The organism is Halomonas sabkhae, assembly GCF_030409265.1.
Taxonomy (GTDB): Bacteria; Pseudomonadota; Gammaproteobacteria; order Pseudomonadales; family Halomonadaceae; genus Halomonas; species Halomonas halmophila.
On record NZ_JAUFPM010000006.1, the window covers coordinates 16,394 to 39,205 of the forward strand.

Annotated in this window: 17 protein-coding genes; 4 read left to right on the forward strand and 13 right to left on the reverse strand. The window is 63.8% G+C overall.

Translation table 11 applies throughout. From position 1 onward, the window contains the following. Positions 1–32: 32 nt before the first annotated feature. Complete coding sequence (locus QWY79_RS04715; RefSeq protein ID WP_290270391.1) at positions 33–1,220, reverse strand: M24 family metallopeptidase; 1,188 nt, start codon at positions 1,218–1,220, stop codon at positions 33–35. Between the two features lie 144 nt (positions 1,221–1,364). Between QWY79_RS04715 and QWY79_RS04720 the strand changes: the two genes are divergently transcribed. Beyond that, positions 1,365–2,084 (forward strand): YebC/PmpR family DNA-binding transcriptional regulator, encoded by a 720-nt coding sequence (locus QWY79_RS04720; protein ID WP_290270394.1) that lies wholly within the window; start codon positions 1,365–1,367, stop codon positions 2,082–2,084. 105 nt (positions 2,085–2,189) lie between these two features. On the opposite strand, the gene QWY79_RS04725 is transcribed toward QWY79_RS04720, so the two are convergent. Together QWY79_RS04725 and QWY79_RS04730 are read right to left on the reverse strand one after the other, a co-directional pair. Next, positions 2,190–5,273, reverse strand: coding sequence for a putative bifunctional diguanylate cyclase/phosphodiesterase (locus QWY79_RS04725; RefSeq protein ID WP_290270396.1), 3,084 nt, complete (start codon positions 5,271–5,273; stop codon positions 2,190–2,192). Between the two features lie 191 nt (positions 5,274–5,464). Next, complete coding sequence (locus QWY79_RS04730; RefSeq protein WP_290270399.1) at positions 5,465–6,085, reverse strand: LysE/ArgO family amino acid transporter; 621 nt, start codon at positions 6,083–6,085, stop codon at positions 5,465–5,467. 94 nt (positions 6,086–6,179) lie between these two features. On the opposite strand from QWY79_RS04730, the gene QWY79_RS04735 reads away from it, so the two are divergent. Next, positions 6,180–7,067 (forward strand): LysR family transcriptional regulator ArgP, encoded by an 888-nt coding sequence (locus QWY79_RS04735; RefSeq protein WP_290270401.1) that lies wholly within the window; start codon positions 6,180–6,182, stop codon positions 7,065–7,067. 57 nt (positions 7,068–7,124) lie between these two features. Here the strand turns inward: QWY79_RS04735 and yghU are convergent, their stop codons facing one another. The 5 genes from yghU to guaB all read right to left on the reverse strand — a co-directional run bounded on the left by yghU (position 7,125) and on the right by guaB (position 13,253). Then, complete coding sequence (gene yghU, locus QWY79_RS04740) at positions 7,125–8,000, reverse strand: glutathione-dependent disulfide-bond oxidoreductase (protein ID WP_290270403.1); 876 nt, start codon at positions 7,998–8,000, stop codon at positions 7,125–7,127. 77 nt (positions 8,001–8,077) lie between these two features. Next, complete coding sequence (locus tag QWY79_RS04745) at positions 8,078–8,734, reverse strand: glutathione S-transferase family protein (protein ID WP_290270405.1); 657 nt, start codon at positions 8,732–8,734, stop codon at positions 8,078–8,080. Positions 8,735–8,976: 242 nt separating this feature from the next. Further along, on the reverse strand, positions 8,977–9,876 hold the full coding sequence (bla, locus tag QWY79_RS04750) for a class A beta-lactamase (RefSeq protein ID WP_290270408.1): 900 nt from the start codon (positions 9,874–9,876) through the stop codon (positions 8,977–8,979). Between the two features lie 131 nt (positions 9,877–10,007). Further along, complete coding sequence (guaA, locus tag QWY79_RS04755) at positions 10,008–11,585, reverse strand: glutamine-hydrolyzing GMP synthase (protein ID WP_290270410.1); 1,578 nt, start codon at positions 11,583–11,585, stop codon at positions 10,008–10,010. Between the two features lie 198 nt (positions 11,586–11,783). Then, positions 11,784–13,253, reverse strand: a complete 1,470-nt coding sequence (guaB, locus tag QWY79_RS04760) for an IMP dehydrogenase (protein WP_141319096.1) — start codon at positions 13,251–13,253, stop codon at positions 11,784–11,786. A 217-nt stretch (positions 13,254–13,470) separates the two neighbouring features. On the opposite strand from guaB, the gene QWY79_RS04765 reads away from it, so the two are divergent. Further along, positions 13,471–14,535 carry an AbrB family transcriptional regulator gene (locus QWY79_RS04765; RefSeq protein WP_290270417.1) on the forward strand — a complete coding sequence of 355 codons (1,065 nt, stop codon included), beginning with the start codon at positions 13,471–13,473 and terminating at the stop codon, positions 14,533–14,535. 19 nt (positions 14,536–14,554) lie between these two features. Here the strand turns inward: QWY79_RS04765 and QWY79_RS04770 are convergent, their stop codons facing one another. The 4 genes from QWY79_RS04770 to QWY79_RS04785 form a co-directional block, all read right to left on the reverse strand. Continuing rightward, positions 14,555–15,655, reverse strand: a complete 1,101-nt coding sequence (locus QWY79_RS04770) for an alpha/beta fold hydrolase (RefSeq protein WP_290270419.1) — start codon at positions 15,653–15,655, stop codon at positions 14,555–14,557. Positions 15,656–15,716: 61 nt separating this feature from the next. Next, the gene (locus QWY79_RS04775) at positions 15,717–17,291 is read right to left on the reverse strand and encodes a GMC oxidoreductase (protein ID WP_290270421.1); all 1,575 of its coding nucleotides are present in this window, start codon (positions 17,289–17,291) and stop codon (positions 15,717–15,719) included. Then, positions 17,288–17,890 carry a hypothetical protein gene (locus tag QWY79_RS04780; RefSeq protein ID WP_290270422.1) on the reverse strand — a complete coding sequence of 201 codons (603 nt, stop codon included), beginning with the start codon at positions 17,888–17,890 and terminating at the stop codon, positions 17,288–17,290. Before QWY79_RS04780 ends, QWY79_RS04775 begins: the two co-directional genes overlap by 4 nt. 42 nt (positions 17,891–17,932) lie before the next feature. Beyond that, complete coding sequence (locus QWY79_RS04785) at positions 17,933–19,657, reverse strand: alkaline phosphatase D family protein (RefSeq protein ID WP_290270423.1); 1,725 nt, start codon at positions 19,655–19,657, stop codon at positions 17,933–17,935. Between the two features lie 320 nt (positions 19,658–19,977). Between QWY79_RS04785 and xseA the strand changes: the two genes are divergently transcribed. Continuing rightward, positions 19,978–21,324 (forward strand): exodeoxyribonuclease VII large subunit, encoded by a 1,347-nt coding sequence (gene xseA / locus QWY79_RS04790; RefSeq protein ID WP_290270424.1) that lies wholly within the window; start codon positions 19,978–19,980, stop codon positions 21,322–21,324. Positions 21,325–21,421: 97 nt separating this feature from the next. Here xseA and glrR read toward each other — a convergent pair whose 3' ends face one another. Further along, positions 21,422–22,804 carry a two-component system response regulator GlrR gene (gene glrR / locus QWY79_RS04795; protein WP_290270425.1) on the reverse strand — a complete coding sequence of 461 codons (1,383 nt, stop codon included), beginning with the start codon at positions 22,802–22,804 and terminating at the stop codon, positions 21,422–21,424. Positions 22,805–22,812 lie beyond the last annotated feature (8 nt).

The following is a 22,812-nucleotide window of genomic DNA, read 5'->3' on the forward strand; positions in this document are numbered from 1 at the left end:
AGGGCGCGCCAGAGGTGTCACCATCAGTCCGCTCAGGAGGACATGGTGATCGTCCAGTCATTGTCCGTCAGCGCCACGCCGCCATCGGGGGTGACGCGCACGGTATCACTCAGGCCGATGCCCCATTCGCCCGGCAAGCGCAGACAAAGGGGCAGATGAAAGACCATATCGTTCTCGAACACTCGGTTCTGCCCCTGCGCGATGAAACCGGTTCCCTCGACCCAGCTCGGCGGGAACTGCGCGCCCACGGCATAGCCGAAGACGCCGGAAAAGAACACCCGCTCGGCATGGGGGGCCAGCACCGCATCGGCGGCACGCGCCGCCTGGTCGAGGGTGTTGCCGGGGCGCATGGCATCACGCAGCACCAGACTCAACTGACGGCACACATCCCCCAGGGCCAGCATTTCCGAGCTGGGGCGTCCGGCAACGGCCGTGCGCATCATGGGCGCCGTGTAACGTTCGTAGGCGGCGCCGAACTCCAGGAAGACGGGCTCTTCCTCCCTGATCACGTGGCGCTTGTGATTGACATGGATGGTGCCGATACGCGGCCCGGTGGTGACGATGGGCTGCAGGCTCATGAATTCGCTGCCCGCCGCCAGCATCGCCCTGGCGCCCTCCGCCGCGACTTCATTGTCGGTGATGCCCGGGCGAATCACCGCCTCCGCCGCCTTCAGCCCCAGCGAGGTCAAGCGCGCACTTTCCTGCAGGCACGCCAGTTCAGCGGGACTCTTGATGATCCGCACGCCGTCGACCAGCGCGCCACCATCCCGGCGAAAACGCTGAGCCCCCAGGCGTGACTGCAGTTCACTGATCACGCCGTGACGCAGGCCGGCATTGTAGGCATCCAGCCCGATGACCGCATGGGGCTCCAGCGTCGCTGCCAGCGGCTCGACCACTTCCTCGATGCTTTCCCACCGATACCCCAGACTCTCATCCACCATGGCGGTGACCACCGCAGGCCCTGTCTCGATGGAGGGCACCTGCAGCACGAGCCGATCCTGACTGATGACCAGGCAGGCATGCACCGAAACCTCGAACGTATGGTAACCGGTCAGGTAGTAGATATCGGCCGGATCGGTCAGCAGCAACGCATCGAAACCCTGGTCCCCCATGCGCTGGCGTATGGCACGGCGACGTGACTCGAACTCGGCCGGAGCAAAGGGCAGCTCCTTACCTCCCTGAGTGGCGGCGAGAGCATGGCGATAAGCCTGATAATCCATGGCAAGACTCCTGATGACGGACAATGCCTGTTCAGGCAGGCCCCAACAGTGTATGCGGCCGGGCCACAATCTGAAATAAGACTGTTCGCATCTTCGCGTGTTTCGTAAAATCCTGCGCAACACTAGCGGCAACAGGACAAGACAATGGGCAGAGCCTTCCAGAACCGCAAGGAATCCATGGCCAAGACCTCGGACGCCAAGGCCAAGATCTACGGCAAGTATGGGCGCGAGCTCTACGTATGCGCCAAGCAGGGCGGCAGCGACCCGCATTCCAACCTGACGCTGCGGGGGCTCATCGAACGAGCCAAGAAGGCGCAGGTGCCGTCGCATGTCATCGACAAGGCGCTGGAAAAGGCCAACGGTGCCGGCGGCGAGGACTATGCCCTGGCACGCTACGAAGGGTTCGGCCCGGGCAGCGCCATGGTCATCATCGAGTGCTTGACCGACAACCCGAACCGAACCATCGGCGATGTGCGTACCTGTATCAACAAGTGCAAGGGCAAGCTGGGAACCCCCGGTAGCGCCAGCCACATGTTCGATCACTGCGCGATCTTCGCCTTCGACGGTGAGGACGAGGAAGGCGCGCTCGACGCCATGATGGAAGCCGATGTCGATGTCACCGATATCGAGAACGAGGATGGACGCATCACCCTCTTCGCCCCGCATACCGAATATGCCAAGGCCAAGCAGGCCCTGATCGACGCCTATGGCGAGCTGGACCTGGAGATCGATGAGATCCAGTTCGTGCCGCAGACCACGACGCCGGTGACAGGCGAGGATGCCGCCCTGTTCGAAAAGCTGCTCGACATGCTCAATGACCTGGACGACGTGCAGAACGTCTTCCACAGCGCCGAACTCGCCTAGGCCGAGGTCAGCCCAGACAGCCCATGAACTTACCCAAGGCTCGCGCCAATACCATGGTAGACGCTGTCACTCAGCCGGCCGGGCACTGCCTGGCCATCCCGCTGACTAGTCCTCGGCCCCATGGGCACCGCTGCCTGTGGCCCCGCGGTCGCCTTCGAGCGTGCCTTCACGGGCGCGTATTACCTGGCTGATCAGCATGTTGCCGGACTCCGGCCGACCCAGCAGAAAGCCCTGCAACTCATCACACCCCAGGGTCTCCAGGAAGGCGCGCTGCTGCTCGCTTTCCACGCCTTCGGCCACCACACGGTAGTTGAGGCTTCGAGCCATGCTGACGATGGCCTGCAGCAGCGTCTCGTCTTCCGGCGACCCGGGCACATCATTGATGAAGCTACGGTCCACCTTGACGGTATCGACGGGTAGCTGCTTCAGGTAGGCCAGTGACGAGTAGCCGGTGCCAAAGTCATCGATGGCAATATTGACACCCAGAGCGCGAATACGCTGCAGGAGCGGCAGCACCAGGTCGATGTTATCCACCAGCATGCTCTCCGTCAGCTCGAGCTCCAGCATGTTCGGGGCCAACCCGGACTCCCGCAATATCCGCTGGATATCACTCCACAGGCCGTCTTCACGCAGCTGCTTGGGCGACAGGTTCACCGATACCGGCACGGCCTCACCCTGCTCGGCCCAGCGCGCCGCCTCATGGCATGCCTGCTCCATTACGAAGCGGCCTATATCGACGATCAGCCGCGTTCCCTCGGCAATCGGAATGAAGATGTCGGGGGGAACCAGACCATGCTCCTGGCTTTCCCAGCGCACCAGGGCCTCGGCGCCGACGATCCTGCGACCCGAGATTTCGAAGCGTGGCTGGTAACGCACGAAGAGCTCATTCTTGTTCAGGGCTTCACGCAAACCCATTTCGTAATTGAGACGCTGCTGTTGCCGCGCATCGATGCTGGGGTCGAACAACACGATACGCTGCCGCCCCCGCTCCTTGGCCACGTACATGGCCTGGTCGGCGTTACGCAGCAGGGTCTCGGCGGTACCACCATGCCGCATGCTCAGTGTGATGCCGATGCTCACCGAGTTGAGGCATTCATCCTCGCCCGCCTCGAAGGGCATCTCGAGGGTATTCATCACCCGCGAGGCAATCGACATGACCTGTGCCTCGGTATCGATATCCCGTAGCATCACGGTGAACTCATCGGCACCGAATCGAGAGATGACATCCTTGGCCTGAACGCAGGTGCGCAAGCGGTCGGCGACCTGGCACAACACCTGGTCGCCCCGGGAATGCCCGTACTTGTCATTGATGTCCTTGAAGTGGTCCAGGTCGATGAACAGGATGGCCGTCATGGTCGACGCCTGTTCCAGTGCTTCTTCCAGGCGCTGGGAAAACAGGCTGCGATTCGGCAGGCCCGTCAACTGGTCGTACCAGGCCAGATGTTCGAGACGGTGCTCGGCCAGCTTGAGCTCGGTGATGTCGTTGAAGCGCAGGACATACCGTGCTTCACCGGATGTCTTGGGCAGCGTGGTCGCCGAGACCAGTACCGGCAGAATCCCGCCCTGGCGATGCACAAAGAAACACTGTCCCTGCCAGCGACGCTGCTTGTCCAGTTGACTGGCCACTTCCGGGTGCTCGAGCAGAAATGACTGAATGGCCGGCGTCGCCTGGCTCTGTTCATAGCCACTCAGTTCACTGAAGGCACGGTTGGCGATCAGCGCATTATGCCGGTCGTCCAGCACGATGATGGCCTCGGTGGTCTCGGCGAAGACATTCTGTACCAGCCCCAGACGCTCCTGGGTCTCCTTGAGCTCGGTGATATCGGTCGCGATCCCCCCCAGCAGATGAGGGGTATCTCCGCCATCGCTGATCGGAAACTTGGTGACCAGGAAGGTCCTGACTCCCTCCGGCGTGCGGACCGTCGCCTCGTATTTCACCGATTTGCCGGAGTCCAGTACTTCCCTGTCCGAGGAACGCGCCTGATCGAGCATGTGTTCCGGCAACACCATTTCATCGCGTTTGCCGACCAGCGCCTCGGGAGACGACCAGAGGGTTCTCGCATACTGCTTGTTGACCAGCCGGTGGTAGCCTTCAACGTCCTTGACGAAGATGCATTCGGGGGAATATCGAATAATGCCGGAAAAGAAAGAGTCCTGTTCATGCGCCTGCCATAGCCCGGCGTCGCTGGTGCGTTCCAGGCGCTGGCCGGTCGACGCCGGGTCACCCGACACCGATGACCGGCCGGGCCGCGTCTCGGGGCGCAGAGCTGCCTGTGCGTCACTCAGCGGATCCGCCAACAAACGCCCCGTCAAATGACGCACGGCAAGCAGCCAGATGCCAACCAGTACCACAACCATCAGACAGACCACGAGCAGCATGGTGAGATGGATGTCGCGCAATAGCGGCGACGCGGTGTTCGGCAGCCACGAGCGAACCTGGTATTGAGCACTGTTGCCCACCTGCCATGTATGGTGTCGCAGGATGCCGGAGTCCTGCTCGACCAAACCCCGCGCGTCACGCATGCCGGCCAGTGCCGCCAGTTGGCCGGTGCCGGTCTCGCGGGACACCAGGACGGTGTCGTTGCGTTGCAGTGATACCGCTGACGCGCCGAAGGTGCTCATCAGGACGCTGGCCAGCCAGTCATTGTCATTCAAGCGGACCAGAGCATACAGCCAGGCCGGTCCCGTAGCGGTCACTTGATGATCCAGCTGGACCGGCAATACCAACCACTCACCAGCGTCCGCTTCGGACGCCTCCGTCACACTCTGCCACTCGTTGACCGTGACATTGTCATTCAGCACCGCCTGTACCCGATCCGGGCTGATCTGCCGCGATGCCACGACCCGCTCTTCGCGATACCCGAGCGCCAGTGCATCGATATGTCGGCGCCCCCCGTTGGCCAGTTGCTGCTGCAAGACCGACCGAATCCTGTCGAAGTCGGCATCCCCCAGTGCTTTGTGCAAATCCGGCGAACCGGCAATCGCCCGGCTCTGGGAGCGAATATCCATGAACCGTTCGCCCAGCACCTCTTCCAGGAGGCGCTGGTCACGCTGCAGTGTATGCTGTTGAGACTCATGCAGAAGTTTTTCTGAACCAAGGTACGCCATGACCAGCGGTGTCACGGATGCCAGCGTCAACAGCACGATTCCCAAGCCCCAAAGCCACTGGGAAAAACGTGAAGCACGCACTCGATAGTCTCCAAGACGGTATCAGCGATGCCTGACGAGCCACGCCAATCCTGAGAGGGCGGGGGTCCCCACCCCCGCGGTGAAAAAACGTTAACCTTTCAAAATCAGGTTATCCGTCCCAGAGTTAAGATAATGCTGATAGAAAACGCAATCTACATAGCGTTGAATGTCCGCCACAGATGCACAGTGGGTCACGCAACTGCCTGAAGACCAGTATCGAGCGCCAGCTTCAACGCAATCACTGCCATCATCGTGGCGATCCCGCCGTCGATCAGCCGCCAGGCACTGGGCGTCGCCAGCCAGGGCGACAGCAGGGCGCCGCACCAGGCCAGCAGCCCGAACCACAGAACCGAGGCACTGCCCGCCCCTGCCACGAAGGCCGCCTCACTCTCCTGTTGAGCACCGACCGAAGGTATCAGCAGCAGGGTGTCCAGATAGACCTGGGGGTTGAGTACCGTCACGGCCAGGGTCGCCAGAATCACTCCGACCAGGCTGCGTTTCTCAGCTTCCGCACGTTCGAGCCCCTGGCGACCGGCGATAGCCCGATAGAACCCCTGCACCGCCAGCCACGTCAGGAACGCCACACCCAGCCACCGCAACACGGCCATGGCTTCCGGCATGGCCACCAGCATGGCACTGACCCCGAACATGCCGGCCGTGATCAGCAACAGATCGGTGCTCATGCACAGCCCGGCCGACCACCAGTGATGTTCACGACGCACGGCCAGGCCCAGTACGTAGGCATTCTGGGCCCCGATGGCAATGATGATGCCACCACTCACCAGCAGGCCGGTCAGGTAACTCTCCAACATCGATATCGTCCTTTTGCTATCCAGCGTGAAGCCAGAATAGCGAGACATCGCTATACTAAAAAATCATTCTCCTAAGCCCGCATCAATTTTACTTATGCTCGACTATAAACTGCTCAGCGCCCTGGCGACGGTCATCGAATGTGGTGGCTTCGAACGCGCCGGTGAGGCACTGGGTCTCTCCCAGTCCGCCGTATCGCAACGCATCAAGGCACTGGAAGTCCGACTGGGCCAGCCGGTGCTGGTCCGCCACCCGCAACTGGCGGCGACTCCCGCCGGACAGCGACTGCTGAATCACTACCAACGCGTCTGCCTGCTCGAGCGCGAACTCGGCCAGGCCCTGCCGACACTGGAAGTCGCCTCGCCCCGACTGCGTATCGCCCTCAACGCCGATAGTCTGGTGACCTGGTGGGCCTCGGCCGTCACCGACTTCTGCCGGCGCGAGGAAGTATTGATGGACCTGGTGGTCGAGGATCAGGACGTCGGCCTCAAACGCCTGCGAGATGGGGATGTCGCCGCCTGTCTGTGTGCCAGCGACCAGCCAATTGCCGGCGCACGGTGCGTGCCGCTGGGCTCGATGACCTATCACCCCATGGCCACGCCCGAGTATGCGGCCGACCACTTCCCCGACGGCCCCTGCGAAGCGGCCTTCCGACGGGCCCCCGCCATCGTCTATGGCCCCAATGACCAGTTACAGCACCGCTTTCTCGCCCAGTTCGGCTACCACGGCCCCTTCCCCTATCACCTGTGTCCGGAGTCGGAAGGTTTCGTCCGCCTGGCCAGCGCCGGCATGGGGTACGGCATGATGCCGATGATGCAGGTCCGAGACGCTGTGCGGCGTGGCGAATTGATCAGCCTGGCGCCGCAGCATGCGCTGGAGGTTCCCCTGTACTGGCACTTCTGGCGTCACAGCGGCGAACTGATGGAACGGCTGACACAAACGTTGAGCCACTCACCCCTTGAGCAGGTTATCCACGACGCATGACGCAAAAGGCCAGCGTGGAACGCCGGCCTCTCAAGCAACCTACGTCAGGTTACGCGATCAGGACTGGGGCTCGAGCTTATCCTGAGTCTTGTGCGTGAAGTCACTGGCGTGGTGACGCTCATGCAGCTGCATCTCCGGCTCCCCGAAGGTTCGGTTGACCATACGGCCACGCTGGACCGCCGGCCGGGCGTCGATGTCCTGCGCCCAACGCACCACGTTTTCGTAGGTGTGTACCTGAAGGAACTCGCCCGCGTCGTAGAGACGGCCCAGCACCAGCTGGCCGTACCAGGTCCAGTTGGCAATGTCGGCAATGCTGTATTCGTCGCCTGCCAGGTAGCGGTTGTCTGCCAGATGACGGTCGAGGACATCCAGCTGACGCTTGGTTTCCATGGCGTAGCGGTTGATGGGATATTCCAGCTTGTCCGGTGCGTAGGCATAGAAGTGGCCAAAACCACCACCCACGAAGGGGGCGCTGCCCATCTGCCAGAACAGCCAGTTCATCGCCTCGGTACGTGCCTGGAAGTCTGTCGGCAGGAACTCACCGAACTTCTCGGCCAGGTACAGCAGAATCGAACCGGATTCGAAGACACGCGTTGGCGTCTCGGTGCTGTGGTCCATCAACGCGGGGATCTTGGAGTTCGGATTGACCTCGACGAAGCCGCTGCCGAACTGATCGCCATCGCCGATCCTGATCAGCCAGGCGTCGTACTCGGCCTCCTGGTGGCCCAGCTCGAGCAGCTCCTCGAACAGCACCGTGGCTTTGACACCATTCGGCGTGGCCAGGGAATAGAGCTGGAAGGGGTGCTTACCCACCGGCAGTGTTTTCTCGTGAGTCGGCCCGGCGATGGGACGGTTGATGCTGGCAAACTGACCACCACTGGCCTGCTCCCAGGTCCAGACCTTCGGCGGTGTATAGCTATTGTCCTGGCTCATGCGATCTCCTCGATCAAAACAATCTTCGCGAATGACGCGTCACCAGGTATATGGGGACTCATTAGCCACCTATCAAGTTACCCGGCCTGCTCGCCCCACTGACTGAGATCCGGCAGGACCGTTTGGTACTCCGGCAGGGCATTGACACGCGCCCACCATTCCGCGAATCCCGGCAGGTCAAGGAAACGACCCGTCTCACCGACCTCCTCCAGGTAAAAACAGGCCGGGGCGACAAAGAAATCGGCGAGCGACGGCAGATCACCGGCAATATACGGCGAATCCCCACGCAAGCGCATGAGCTCAGCGAACAAGGTGTGCAAGCGTTCCAGTTCGCCCTCGACATCCTCCCGGGAAGGGTGTCCCGCGAATTTCGGAAAGCGATGATACCCGACGACACGCGCCATGGCCGCATAGCCGTATGACTCATGCAATCCCATCGCCATGTCCATGCGGGCTCGATCACGCGGATTATCGGGAATAAACGACGCTCCACCGAACGCATCATTGATATAGCGCATGATGGCGCTGGTCTCGAGCATCCGCAGGCCGTCATGCACCAGCACGGGCACCTTGCCGAAGGGATGCAAGCGGCGGTGCTCCGCTGAACGCGGTTCTCCCGCAATCACATCCAGCGGCACCTGGTCGTAGGCGACACTCTTTCCCGCCAGCAGGATCCTGACGCTGAAAACGTAGCTGCTCGGGCTATAGCCGTAGAGTACCGGTTTATTGCTCACATCATCTCCTCGTCTGACGCACTTGGATAAGACACGTCAGTCAGACTGCTCGGCAGAGCCTCCGGCCGCTATCGCATCGGGAAAGGCGACTTGAGAAAAAAAGCGCCGCAGGATCTACGCCTGTGACGCTTCATGCACATCGACTCTCCCCGCAAACAGAGACCCATACGCTTCCAGTTAAGGCCCAGATGGCTGCCCTGGGCGGCAGCCACAATGGCCAACGCGAGCGACGCAGTGCAGTCTTATACGTCGGCGGCCAGCCGGCCGACGGCGGCGATGGTCTCGTCACGCTGCTCCCCGGTCGCACCGGGCATCAGGGTATAGGCGACGGCGATCACCGCCCCGCGGTCGCCCGGCCAAGCGATGCCGATATCGCTGGCGTTGCCCTCACCATTGGTGCCGGTCTTCTCGCCGACCAGCCATGATGACGGCATGCCGGCACGCAGCCGGGCATCGCCGACCTTGCCCTCGACCATCCAGGACGCGAGCTGGTGCCGGGAAGACGGCGTCAGGGCGTCGCCCAGCATCAAGGTGCGCAGCGTCGTCATCATGGCCAGTGGGGTCGTGGTGTCGCGCTCGTCGCCTTCGTGATCGTGAGTGTTCAGGTCGGGTTCGACGCGATCCATCCGGGTGGTGTCGTCGCTGATGGAACGCAGAAAGGCGGTGACCGCTGCGGGCCCGCCGATACTCTCGGTCAGCGCGTTTGCCGCCGCGTTGTCGCTCCAGGCTACCGCCGCCTGACACAGCTCGGCGATGGTCAGGCCGGGCTCGCCCAGCCGCTTCTCGGTGATCGGCGTCCAGCCGACGAGATCGCCCTCCTCGATGGCGATGCGGCGGTCGAGCGTCTCGCTGCCCTCATCCACCCGCACCAACACCGCCGCGGCGATGAAGAACTTGCCGGTGCTGTTGAACAGGAATCGCTCGTCGCCACGATGGCTCGCCACCGCGCCAGTGGAAACGTTCATCAGCGCCACGCCCACGCGGTCGCCCTCCGCACGCTCCAGCTCCGCCAGCCGCCGCTTGAGGTCGGTCGCATCGGCAGACGTCGAAGAAGCGGCAGCGAACGTCGGCTGGCCCGCGGCGAGCATGGCGCCGGCGGCGGTCATGGTCCCGAGGACCTGGCGGCGTGAGAGAGTCGGCATGGAAGGGCTCCTTGGCAAGATCAGCAGAATCGGATCAAACAGAGTAGCCGGAAGGGAACGTCGGTGCAAAAAAGACCCCGCCATGCGGAAGTGGCGGGGGCTCAAGACTCAATGCACGGCCGCCGAGGCCGTCACTCCCACTCGATGGTGGCGGGCGGCTTGCTGCTGACGTCGTAGGTGACGCGGGAGACGCCGGAGAGCTCGTTGATGATGCGGTTGGAGACCTTCTCCAGCAGCTCGTAGGGCAGGTGTGCCCAGCGGGCGGTCATGAAATCGATAGTCTCCACGGCGCGCAGGGCGATGACCCATTCGTAGCGGCGGCCGTCGCCGACCACGCCCACCGAGCGGACCGGCAGGAAGACGGCAAAGGCCTGGCTGGTCTTCTGATACCACCCGGCATTGTGCAGCTCTTCGATGAAGATGGCGTCGGCCTCGCGCAGGATATCGGCGTATTCCTTCTTGACCTCGCCGAGGATGCGCACGCCGAGCCCCGGTCCCGGGAAGGGGTGGCGATAGACCATGTCGTAGGGCAGACCGAGTTCGACGCCGAGCTTGCGCACCTCGTCCTTGAACAGTTCGCGCAGCGGCTCGACGAGCTGCAGCTTCATGGTCTCAGGTAGGCCGCCCACATTGTGGTGGGACTTGATGACATGCGCCTTGCCGGTCTTGCTGTCGGCGGACTCGATCACGTCCGGATAGATGGTGCCCTGGGCCAGGTACTCCACGCCTTCGATCTTGGCGGCCTCGGTATCGAAGACATCGATGAAGGTGTTACCGATGATCTTGCGCTTGGCCTCGGGGTCGTCCACGCCTTCCAGCAGCGACAGGAACTGCTCCTCGGCATCGATGCGGATCACGCGCACGCCCATGTGGCTGGAAAAGGTCTTCATGACCTGATCGCCCTCGTTCTTGCGCAGCAGACCGTTGTCGACGAAGACGCAGGTCAGCTGGTCGCCGATGGCCTTGTGCAGCAGCGCGGCAACTACCGAGGAATCGACCCCTCCGGAGAGCCCCAGCAGCACATGGCGGTCACCGACCTGCTCGCGCACACGGGCGACCTGGTCCTCGATGATCTGCGCCGGCGTCCACCAACGCTCCGCCTGGCAGATACCCAGCACGAAATGTTCCATGATGCGCTGGCCCTGCAGGGTATGCGTCACCTCGGGGTGGAACTGAACGCCGTAGAAGCGCTGTTCCTCCCAGGCCATGGCGGCAATCGGGCAGCTTTCGGTGGACGCAATCACGCTGAAGGACTCGGGCACGCTCGCCACCTTGTCGCCGTGGCTCATCCACACGTCCAGAAGGCGCTTGCCGCTGTCGGCCTCGAGATGGTCAGCGATATCTTCGAAAAGCGCGCTCTCGCCATCGAGGCGGATCTGGGCATAGCCGAATTCACGCTTGTTGGAACCTTCCACGCTGCCACCGAGCTGCTCGGCCATGGTCTGCATGCCATAGCAGATGCCCAGCACCGGCAGCCCCATCTCGAACACGCACTGCGGCGCACGGGGCGAGCCCAGTTCAGTGACGGACTCCGGCCCGCCGGCGAGGATGATGCCGTTGGGCGCGTACTCACGGATTTCCTCTTCCGTGATATCGAAGGCGCGAACCTCGGAATAGACCCCGATGTCGCGAACCCGGCGGGCGATCAACTGGGTGTACTGGGAACCGAAGTCGAGAATCAGGATCTTGTGGGCGTGAATGTCGGTCATCGGGTGATCTCTAAATAAGCAACGGCGCCAGTTGAGCGCCGCTGAATAATGGTATTTGGCGAACGAGGCGAACCGTTCGAGAATCTTTCGAGCGACGCTCAGGCCAGGCGAATCGAGGCGAAACGGCGGAGTTTACATGCGCGTAAATGAGCACGTTGAGCCGAGATTCAACACCGCCTGAGCGAGCGCAGATGATTCTTACCCTGCACGGTAATTCGGGGCTTCCTTGGTTATCTGCACATCATGCACGTGCGACTCGTTGAAGCCGGCTCCCGTGATCTTCACGAACTCGGGCACGGTGCGCATTTCCTCGATATTGCGGCAGCCGGTATAGCCCATGGAAGCGCGCAGCCCGCCCATCATCTGGTGCACGATGGCACCCATCAGGCCCTTGTAGGGCACCCGGCCTTCGATGCCTTCCGGCACGAGCTTTTCGACGCCTTCGCTCTTGTCCTGGAAGTACCGATCGCTGGAGCCCTGAGTCTGCGACATGGCACCCATGGAGCCCATGCCACGGTAGGCCTTGTAGGTACGCCCCTGATAGAGCTCGACTTCCCCGGGCGCTTCCTCGGTGCCGGCGAGCAGGCCGCCAACCATCACGCAGCTGGCACCGGCGGCCATGGCCTTGGCCAGATCGCCGGAGAAGCGAATGCCACCGTCGGCGATCAGCGGCACGTCATAGGGCTTGAGGGCTTCAGCAACATTGGAGACCGCGGTGATCTGCGGCACGCCGACACCCGCCACGACGCGGGTGGTGCAGATCGAGCCAGGGCCGATGCCGACCTTGACGCCATCGGCGCCCGCCTCGGCCAGCGCCCGGGCCGCATCCGCCGTGGCGATGTTGCCACCGATGACCTGGATCTGCGGGAAGTGCTCCTTGACCCAGGCCACGCGCTCGATCACGCCCCGAGAGTGGCCATGAGCAGTGTCGACGATGATCGCATCCACACCGGCTTCCACCAGAGCGGCGATACGATCGGAGGTCTCCGGGCCGGTGCCGACCGCGGCGCCGACCAGCAGACGGCCATCTTCATCCTTGGCGGCATGCGGGAAGGTCCGTGCCTTCTCGATGTCCTGGAAGGTCACCAGGCCGCGCAGATGGAAGGCGTCATCGACGGCCAGCATCTTCTCGACGCGATGCTCCTGCATCCTCGACTTGATCACCTCGAGGCTGGTGCCTTCGGGGACGGTGACCAGCTTGTCGCGCGGCGTCATGATATCGGCCACGCTATCGCCGTGATTGGGCTGAAAGCGCATGTCGCGCTCGGTCACGATGCCGACCAGGGTCTCCCCTTCCACCACGGGGAATCCCGAGAAGCCATACTCCTTGGCCATGGACAGCAGATCGGCCAGCTTGGCCTTGGGCCCGACGGTCACCGGATCCTTGACGATCACGCTCTCGTGCTTCTTGACCTTGCGCACCTCGGCCGCCTGCTGGGCGATGGTCATGCTCTTGTGAACGATGCCGATACCGCCTTCCTGCGCCATGGCGATGGCCAGGCGAGCTTCGGTGACGGTGTCCATGGCCGCGGAGGCCATCGGGATGTTCAGGAAGAGGTCGCGGGTCAGGCGCGTTCTGAGGCTGACGTCCTTGGGCAGGACATCGGAGTAGCCGGGCAGGAGTAGTACGTCGTCGAACGTAAGAGCTTCTTGGGCCATACGTAGCATAGAGGCAACACCCGTGAGCTGTGGAGGGAGGGAGTAAAATTAATCCGCCATTATAGCGTGAGCAGTCGAAGTCGGGCAACGTGAGACGCTGCCGGGCAGTCCCATGTCGCTCGAGCGGGGCAAGGCCGGTATACTTAGCTCCCTCACGAATCTCATCAAGCCGTCGAGACAGCATCACTCCACCACAGAACCGCCCGGCAACACTACAGGAGCCTCCTTGCCCCCTACCCTCGCTTCCCTGCTTCGCTTTCTGCCCACCCTGGCGCTGGGGTTGGCCGGTGGTGCGGCGGCCTTTGCCGTGAACCTGCCGCTGCCCTGGCTGCTCGGCGCCATGATCGCCACCACCGTGGCGAGCCTGTCCGGCGCACGTCTGCGTTCTCCGGGACGCGGCCGCAAGGGTGTGCTGGTGGTAATCGGAGTGATGCTGGGCTCGGCGTTCACCCCGCAGATGTCCGGCGATCTGGGGCTGTGGATCCTGAGCCTGGCGGTGATGATGGTGGCCACTGCAGCGATGATGGCGTTCTCGGTATGGTTCTCGCAGCGCATCGCCGGTCACTCGCGGGAGACCGCGTTGTATGCCGGAGTGCCGGGCGGCGTCTCCACGGTCACGGTGATGGCGATGGCTTCCGGTGCCGACCTGCGAGTGGTGGGCATGACTCATGCGGTACGTATCCTGGTGCTGCTGGTGGCGATCCCGCCGGTGCTCCAGGCGATCGGTCACGTCGAGCTGGGCAGCACCACACCGGACCCGTCGCGCTGGCTGTGGCTACCCGGACCGGTGGATGCGGCCTGGCTCATCGGCGCGGGCCTGGGCGGCCTGTGGCTGGGACGTTGGCTGCGCCTGCCCAACGCCCTGCTGTTCGGCCCGGCGCTGATCTCGGCGGCCCTGCACCTGACTGGCGTCACCCATGCCGCGGTACCACCGGTGCTGCTTGCCCTGGCTCAGGTACTGATCGGCGTCTCGGTGGGCGTGCGTTTCGCCGGCACCTCGCTGGCCCGGGTCGGCCACGTCCTGGTCATGGCCGCCGCCCAGGCGCTGGTATTGCTGGCCCTCGCCGTGGTCGCCGCCTGGATCGGTCACCTGCTGACCGGCTACTCGGCCGCCGCGGCGCTGCTCGCCTACATGCCCGGCGGCGCCCCCGAACTGAGTCTGGTGGCGCTGACGCTGGGCATCGACCCGGCCTTCGTCACCACCCACCACCTGCTGCGCATCAGCGTGCTGGTGCTGATTCTGCCGGCGCTGCTGAGCCGACTGGTGCCTGGTGGACAGCCGAGGACATGATTCGGGTAGCGCCACATGACTAGCCAGCGTTTTCCATGAGGAAGCGTTGCAAACGCGGGAAGATGTCCTCGTGGATCCGCTTGCCCATGAACACGTCCTGATGACCATAGCCCTCGAAGATGGCCAATTGATGACGCCCCGGTACCACGGCTTCCAGGGCCTGGTGGCAGTGAATATTGCTGTCGGTGAAAACGCGGTTGTCCGCTCCGGTCATGAACAGGCAGGGGGTCTCGATGGCAGCGGCAGCGGCGATGTAGTCCTCGGGTAACTCGGCATAGCGTGGGTCCCCGGGCTTCATGCGCACCGTGCGATGCCCCTCGCCCAGCATCTTCAGGACGTGCTTGTGGTAGTTGAGCCCTACGGGGCCATAGAGGTCGGCACCGCGGCGATGGGTGATCTCGTCGAGATTCTCGTGATGATAGAGCGCCGGCCAGCCGGTGCCCCACATCAGCGACAGCATATGGCAGGCGGGCACGTCGCACTCACGATGGAACAGCGAGACCAGCTTCGACAGCAGCTTGCCGATGGTCAGCCGCGGATCTTCGCTCCAGCGCGGACTGACATAGGGCTGCTGAAGGAGTCGCTCGATGATGAAGGGAAAGACATGCCCCTTGATCCGCGACCAGGTCGGCACATGCGGCGTCAGCGCCACGCTGTTGGCGATGCACGAGCGAATGCCGGTGACGGTGCCGGCGAAGAGCGCCATGGTGAAGCTCATGGCGCCCAGGCAATGGCAGATCACGTGCAGGTTTACGTCCTCACCCGCCGCTTCGCGCACCTTGGCCATCGCCGCCGGGTAGTCATAAAGCGCACAGTCATCCATCGACCAGTCACTGGGTTGCAGGTTGTAGGCATGACGGTTGCTCATGCGAAAGTCCAGGGTCCAGACGTCGGTGAAGCCGGCATCCAGCAGGCAGTTCACCAGATTTTCATGCTCGGGCTGGATGAACATGTCCGAGGAGGTGGTCAAACCGTGGATGATGACCACCACTTCGCGGCAAGGCGCGCGACAGAAGCGCAGCAATGACAAGCCCAGGCCATCATCCGTGGTGAAGTGATGAGTACTGGCGTCGGCATCGCGGACACCCTCGAGCGTGTATAGCGGGATCTCGCGAGTCATATTGCCCTCCTATCTGCGATGTGCCTTTCACCTCTCACACCTCACACCGCGCATCTCGTGCCTAAGCCAGTATCTCGGCCATGGCCCGCTCGGCCAGGGCGGCGATGGTACGCGAGGGATTGAGCCCCAGGGCGCGCGGGACGATGGCGCCATCCAACACATGCAGGCCCGGGTAGCCGAACGCCTCGCCCTTGTGATCCACCACGCCGTCTTCGGCGGTCGTGCCCATGTTGCAGCCGCCCAGCGGATGCGGGGTCAGCAGGTAATCGAACAATGACCAGGAGGGCGGCTCCAGCGCCAGTCCGCCGGTCGCGGCCGTCAGTCGTTTATGCCGGTCGATCAATGCCTGCACGACCGGGCGCGAGCGTCGTACCTCATAATCGAGCTCGAGCCTCGGGTCGCGATCGCGCCAGTCACGCGCCAGCCTCATGACGCCATCACTGGCATCGACCCCCTGGCCGAACCAGGGCATCAGGTGTGTATGCGGATCCCGTCCCTGCAGCAAGCCGTCCAGCAGCATCTGCCAGCCATCGAACAGGCGTTCCCCCGCGGGCCGCTGCTCCAGAACGGCACGCAGGGCATTGGCGACCAGGTCGGGGAAACCGCCATCCTCGACAAAGTACCGCGCACCGCCATCACTGCCATCCAGGTAATCGATGGCACTGGTGATGGTGGGCCCGCGGGTCGGTGAGACGCGACGCTCGCTGTAAAGCGCCGGGGTCAGGAAGTCACCGTTGGCGCACCAGCCATGCCCGAGGCGCGATGAGAGCCCAGGCAGGGTGCCGTGCTGATCCCGACAACGCAGCAGCAGCTCGGTAGAGCCCAGCGAGCCCGCCGCCACGATGACCCGCGGCGCCGTCTCGCTGGCCTGGCCCTGACCGTCCAGGCGTCGGTAATGCACCCGGTAGCCTCGTCCTTGCGGCTCGACCGCCTCGACGAGGCTCAGGGGCCGAATCTCGGCTCCCTTGTCTTCGGCACGCGCCAGATAGTTCAGATCCAGCGTATTGCGCGCCCCCACCGGGCAGCCCACATCACAGTCACCACAGTGAACGCAGGTTCCCTGGCGACGACCGAAGAGATTGGACTCGGTACGGCTGTGATGCCCGGCATGCGGATCATCGAGGCCATAATGCCAGGCCTCGTCGAAACGTACCGCCAGCGGCAGATCACGGAAGCGATCGCCGGCGCCGGTGGCCTCGGCAGCCTCGCGCATCAGTCGATGGCGCGCGGTACGCTGGCCTTCGGGCAGGGTCTGGACCTCGAGCATTCGCCCCGTGGTGGCGTAGTGTGGCCGCAGTGCCGCGTAGTCGATCGGCTCTGGCCAGCCATGATCGAACACGAAGCGTTCGGCTTCGACGAACACATTGGCGTAGACCAGGGAGCCGCCCCCCACGCCGGCGCCCTGGGCCACCCCGACACGCGGAAACAGGCGTACATCCAGCCAGCCATGGCACTGCTCGGGATTCTCGACGTCGAAGACCCAGTCATCATCGGGACCACGGGGCAGGTCCTGCGTCGCCCAGCGCCGACCGCGTTCGAGCACCAGCACCCGCTCACCGGCCTCGGCCAGCCGACAGGCGGACACGGCGCCACCGAAGCCAGAACCGATGACGATGGCATCGAAGCTCATGCTCATGGGCGGCCGCCTCCCGCCAGGGGCGCATACAACTCCCAGAGTTCGCCGAAGAAGAAGCCACCGAAGGTCGCCAGTGTGCGCAGGTCACCATCGCCCGTGGTGCGCAGCGTCCGCAGCAGCGAGGTCAGCTGGGGTACCCCGAGCTCGAGAATCCCGGCGCCGACGATCTCGCCCTCGGCCGAGTCGCCGCGGTACAGGCAGGTATACAGGGTGGTGGTGTCGCGCCACAGGTCGGGGCCCGGATCATCGAGCACGCGTTTTTCCCCCGCCAGATAGTAGGCAGCTCCCTTCACGTTGAACGCCAGCTCATAGACCATGCGCCGCCCCATGCCATCGGCACGTGACGGCGAGAACAACTGGAAGACACCGGAGGACGCCGTGATGCCCATACCCAGCGGCGCGAAGTCCACGGACCCGCTCAGCCGACCGGGATGTGCCGGGTCCGAGATGAAGGTCGCGAGGTCATCGATCACCACCTCGACATGCATGGCCAGGCGCAAGCCCGCCTTCAGGCCTGCCTCGGCACCAGCTGACGGCTCGACCTCACCCAGACTGAATCCGCCTTGCATGGTCTCTTCGAAGATAATGCCGGCCGTCATGAGATCCACCTCCGCCCGTTCGGCCTTGTGTGCCACCCCGGATCACGGCCATGGCGCCAGGGGCAGGTCGTTGGCCTGCACCAGTCGTCCACCGGAGTCAGTGACCTTGACGGTCTCGCCACGGGAATCCAGCACCCTGACGCGCAGCCGATGGCGCGTCTTGTCGAGCTCGAGGCGACAGAAGTTATCTTCCTGGCTGAAGCCCCAGGCCCGGTAATGCACGACCGGGCCCCGGCTGTCCGGTGTTGCGCCCTCCAGCGGGAAGCCGTCGTACTGGTCTGGCTGACGCGAATCATGCACGAAGCCGTTGGGATCGCCATCGGCGAAGGGAAACGGCCAGTAAAGCGCCGAGGATGTCACATCATAGGCAATCAGGTCGGCATCCCCTGCATCGGTCTCGAAGCGCAGTTCGGCAATGTTGGCACAGTGCACGTCACCGCTGAGGAAGACCACGTTCTGGATCCGGTGGTCGAAGATATGCTGCAGCAGCGCCTGGCGGGTACGGGGGTAGGCCGGCCAGCTGTCGCTTGCCTCACGCTGTTCGTGATTGGCCAGAAGGCGCCGCTTTGCGGGCTCCTCGAAATATTCGTCGCCCAGGCGTTCATCGATGGGGCTGGGAGCGAAGACGCTCGATGTCACCAGGAACTTGGGGGCATTGCCCCGGTCTCGTTGCTGCGCACTCAGCCAGTCGAGCAGCCGATCCAGCTGGCCGGGATGCGCCGGGTCGATGGTCGGTCGCCCCAGGAGGTGGTTGTCATCGAGGCCAGTGCGCTGTCGATAGCGCTGCGTTCGGGTATCGACCACGAAGAAGGGATAGCCGCCACACTCGAAGTGATAATAGAGCCGCCGCCCGTATGTACGCGGGCCGTGGCTCCACTGATAGCTCATGTAGGCGCCGATCGCGATATTGAAAAGATGATGATTGTCGCGCAGGCGGTCCTGACTCCAGTTGTCCTCGATCTCATGGTCATCGAGGATCATGAAGACACTGGAGCGTTGCAGGAGGCGACGCATGTTGGGCGCCCCGAGCGCCTCGTGATAGCGCGACTGCATTTCCTCGAAGGTGTCGGCCCGGCCGAGGGGCAGGTGGCGGTTGAATTTATCGGCATAGATCTGATCGCCCATCATCATCGTGAAGCGCGCGGGCTGGCGACTCCCCTGGCGCTGAAAATGCGCGATCATGGGCGCCAGGATACGGTCCGCCTCCTTGACCTTCCACAGCAGGCCCGGGTAGCGACAGGAGCCGATCAGAAAGCTCAGCTCCTCGACGGGGCCCGATGCCGGGTCGGGAAAGGTACGCAGGCGGGCTTCGCAGGTCTCGCGCTCAAGCCCCTCGAGCAGCTCGCCCATGTGGACAAGCGGTGGCAGGCGTCGTGCCAGATCCGCATCATCGAGGGACTCGGCGTCCGGCAAGGGATCGTCGACGGTCAGCGTCGCCAGGCGCACCCGGTACTCGGTGTCAGGCTCCAAGGGAAAGGGGCCGGGCCCATCCTGCTCCCCGAGGCTCACGTCCTGGCCCAGTACGAAGGTTCCGGTGCGGTCGAATTCTCGATGCAGGCGGAAGTAATAGGCCCAGGGCTGCCCGGAGGCATCCTTCAACAACCGACCCTGCTCATTGCATACGCCGATCACGCCCACTGTGCGCAATTCGGCCCCCAGATGCACCCCCTCGTCCCGGGGCGCGCGACCGCGTATCCACAACCGGCAGCGATCATGAGCGGTATGCCCGACGATGGGTCCGAGCTGAGGTGCGCGTAGTCCCGACATGGCGGGGTTCCTCCGCTGGAGCAATACGGCCTGATGGCCGGCGCAGACAAGTCGCCACGTTACCGGATGCGCGAAAGTTCGCTGGCCGGCATCCTTGAACGCTAGGCACTGTCTGAAAAGTCGACGAGCGAAGGTTAGACAAGGCGAAAATCTGTGAAAATGCGGAGTTTACAAGGAGTAAATGAGCAATTTGAGCAGATTTTCAACGTCGTATAGCCGAGCACAGGCAGTTTTCAGACATTGCCTAAGTTTCAGCGTAGTCGGCGCCCATGAAGTCGTCTACAGTACGCCACACAGTTCCATTGCCGCGAGAATGCCCCATGCCGACGGTCTCCGATGATGCCCCGCTATCCGTCAGCGAACTCAATCGCCGCTCTCGCCAACTCCTCGAGGGCGGCATCGGCGAGGTCTGGGTCGAAGCCGAGCTCTCCAATGTCTCGCGGCCGGCCTCCGGGCATGTCTATTTCACCCTGAAGGACGAGCGCGCCCAGCTGCGCTGTGCCATGTTTCGCCAGCGGGCACGCTTCGTGACGGCCCCGATGCGCGACGGCGACCGGGTCAAGGTGCGCGGCCAGGTATCGCTCTTCGAACCCCGCGGCGACTTCCAGCTGATTGCCGAGGCCGTGCAACCGGCCGGCGAAGGCGAGCTACTGGCCGCTTACGAGCGCTTGAAGGCCAGACTCCAGGCCGAGGGCGTCTTCGCCAATGCCCGGACGCTACCATGCCCGCCGCGACGCCTGCTGGTCCTGACCTCAGCCACGGGGGCGGCCATTCGCGATGTCCTGGCCGTGCTCGAGACGCGCTGGCCGCTGGCGCAGGTCACCCTGATCCCGGTGCCCGTCCAGGGCAATGAGGCGGCGCCGGCACTGATTGCGGCGCTGGGCCTGCTCAACCGCCAAGCGGCCCTGGACCCGGCGCAGGATGTCATCCTGATCACGCGCGGCGGCGGCAGTCTCGAGGACCTGTGGGCCTTCAATGACGAACACCTGGCCCGCGCCATCTTTCACTCTCGGCTACCCATCATGTCGGCCGTCGGCCATGAAGTGGACATCACCCTGGCCGACCTGGCTGCCGACCAGCGCGCCCCGACTCCCTCGGCGGCCGCCGAGCGCCTGGTCCCCGACGCCGCAGCCCTGCGCCAGCAGCTGGCACAGCTCGACGCTCAACTGTGTCGCGCACAGCGGGCCCGGATGAACGCTCAGGGCCAGCGGCTCGATCACCTTCGCGCCCGGCTCCGCCATCCCGGTGAAGTCCTGACCTTTCGACGCCACCAGCTGCAACAGATCGAAGGCCGACTGCATCGCGCCATGCAGTCGCACCTGGGCGAGCAGCGTCAACACCAGCAGCAATTGCGCCAGCGCCTGTCACTGCGCTCACCGCAACGCCAGGTCGAGCAGGCGGAGCATCGGCTTGCCCAGGCGGCACGGCGGCTCGAGAGCAGCCTGCCCAGAGCACTGACACGCCACCGCGAGCGCCTGGCGGCGATTTCTCGCGAGCTACAGGCCGTCAGCCCGCTGGCCGTGCTGGGTCGCGGTTACTCGATACTGGAAACGGCAGAGGGACGCGTCGTGAAGCGCGCCGGGGAAACACAGGCCGGTCAGCACCTGGAAGCCCGCCTGGGTGAGGGGCGGCTGACCCTGGAGGTCATCTCGACCAGGGACCGCTGATACTGGATGGCTGGCTGAGGGTCACAGACGGGCGACAGCACCTTGCCCGGGCGTCTGACGGTGGGGCACTGCTCGCCTCGACTGTGCCCCGCCACCGTCAGGCGTGACTGACGTTACCCTTGAAGGTCGAGGGCTCGAGTTCGTGGCGCGCCAGCAGCTTGTAGAAATCCGTCCGATTACGCCCGGCGATCCGTGCCGCCTGGGTGACGTTGCCCTCGGTAATCTTCAATACCTTGATCAGGTAGCTGCGTTCAAAGCCGGCCCGGGCGTCATTGAAGGTCGGCAGGGCATTTTCCTCGGCCACCAGCGCCTGGGAGACCAGCGCCTCGGGAATGATCGGCGAACTGGTCAGTGCCACGCACTGCTCCACCACGTTCACCAGTTGACGCACATTGCCCGGCCAGGCGCTCGACGCCAGCAGGTTGACCGCTTCCTTGGAGAAGCCCTTGACGAAGGGCTTGTGCCGTTCGGCGGCCTGGGTGACCAGATGCTTGGCCAACAGCGGCACATCCTCGGCACGTTCCTTGAGCGGCGGCAGGCGCAGATTGACGACATTCAGGCGGTAGAAGAGGTCCTCGCGGAAGTCGCCGCTCTCCATGGCCTGACTCAGGTCACGGTGAGTCGCCGAGATCAGGCGGACGTCGACGGGTATCGACTTCGTTGACCCCAGCGGGCGAATCTGGCGTTCCTGCAGGGCACGCAGCAGCTTGATCTGCAGGGTCAGCGGCATGTCGCCGATCTCATCGAGGAACAGGGTGCCGCCGTCGGCGGCCTGAAAGAGGCCCTCGTGATCGCTGATGGCACCGGTGAAGGAGCCCTTGGCATGGCCGAAGAGCTCACTCTCGAGCAACTGCTCCGGCAGGGCGCCGCAGTTGATGGCGATGAACGGCTTGTCGGCACGCCGGCTGGCCTTGTGAATCGCCCCTGCCATCAGCTCCTTGCCGGAGCCCGAGGGCCCGGTCACCAGCACGCTGACATCCGACGCCGCCACCATCCTGGCCTGCTCCAGCACGCGCTCCATGTCGGGGCTTCGCGTGATGATCGCCGCGCGCCAGCTGTCATCGTCGCCGCTCCCTGCCGCGGTCTGCGTCAACGCATCCTCGATGGTGGCGAACAGTTCCTCGCGATCCACCGGCTTGGTCAGGAAGCCGAAAACCCCCTGACGCGTGGCGCTGACGGCATCGGGAATCGAACCGTGCGCGGTGAGGATGATCACTGGCAACCCCGGCAGACGGCGCTGGATTTCCTGGAACAGCGCCATGCCATCCATTTCGTCCATGCGCATGTCGGACAGCACCAGGTCCGGTCGTTCGGCTTCCAGCTGCTTGAGGGCCGCACGGCCACTCTCGGCAGTGGTGACGCGGTAGCCGCGACTCTCGAGTCGCATCCCCAGCAGTTTCAACAGACTGACATCATCATCCACCAGCAGGATGTGTGCGGCTTGATCGGTCGTGGCTGTCGGGGCTCCGCCAGGGGTCATATCGTGTC

Bases quoted from the DNA above. Each gene is read 5' to 3' on its own strand.
- guaB (WP_141319096.1), bottom strand. From the start codon at position 13,253: ATGCTACGTATGGCCCAAGAAGCTCTTACGTTCGACGACGTACTACTC.
- QWY79_RS04730 (WP_290270399.1), bottom strand. From the start codon at position 6,085: ATGTTGGAGAGTTACCTGACCGGCCTGCTGGTGAGTGGTGGCATCATC.
- QWY79_RS04780 (WP_290270422.1), bottom strand. From the start codon at position 17,890: ATGACGGCCGGCATTATCTTCGAAGAGACCATGCAAGGCGGATTCAGT.
- QWY79_RS04770 (WP_290270419.1), bottom strand. From the start codon at position 15,655: ATGACTCGCGAGATCCCGCTATACACGCTCGAGGGTGTCCGCGATGCC.
- QWY79_RS04775 (WP_290270421.1), bottom strand. From the start codon at position 17,291: ATGAGCATGAGCTTCGATGCCATCGTCATCGGTTCTGGCTTCGGTGGC.
- QWY79_RS04720 (WP_290270394.1), top strand. From the start codon at position 1,365: ATGGGCAGAGCCTTCCAGAACCGCAAGGAATCCATGGCCAAGACCTCG.
- QWY79_RS04785 (WP_290270423.1), bottom strand. From the start codon at position 19,657: ATGTCGGGACTACGCGCACCTCAGCTCGGACCCATCGTCGGGCATACC.
- xseA (WP_290270424.1), top strand. From the start codon at position 19,978: ATGCCGACGGTCTCCGATGATGCCCCGCTATCCGTCAGCGAACTCAAT.
- QWY79_RS04735 (WP_290270401.1), top strand. From the start codon at position 6,180: ATGCTCGACTATAAACTGCTCAGCGCCCTGGCGACGGTCATCGAATGT.
- glrR (WP_290270425.1), bottom strand. From the start codon at position 22,804: ATGACCCCTGGCGGAGCCCCGACAGCCACGACCGATCAAGCCGCACAC.
- QWY79_RS04715 (WP_290270391.1), bottom strand. From the start codon at position 1,220: ATGGATTATCAGGCTTATCGCCATGCTCTCGCCGCCACTCAGGGAGGT.
- bla (WP_290270408.1), bottom strand. From the start codon at position 9,876: ATGCCGACTCTCTCACGCCGCCAGGTCCTCGGGACCATGACCGCCGCC.
- guaA (WP_290270410.1), bottom strand. From the start codon at position 11,585: ATGACCGACATTCACGCCCACAAGATCCTGATTCTCGACTTCGGTTCC.
- yghU (WP_290270403.1), bottom strand. From the start codon at position 8,000: ATGAGCCAGGACAATAGCTATACACCGCCGAAGGTCTGGACCTGGGAG.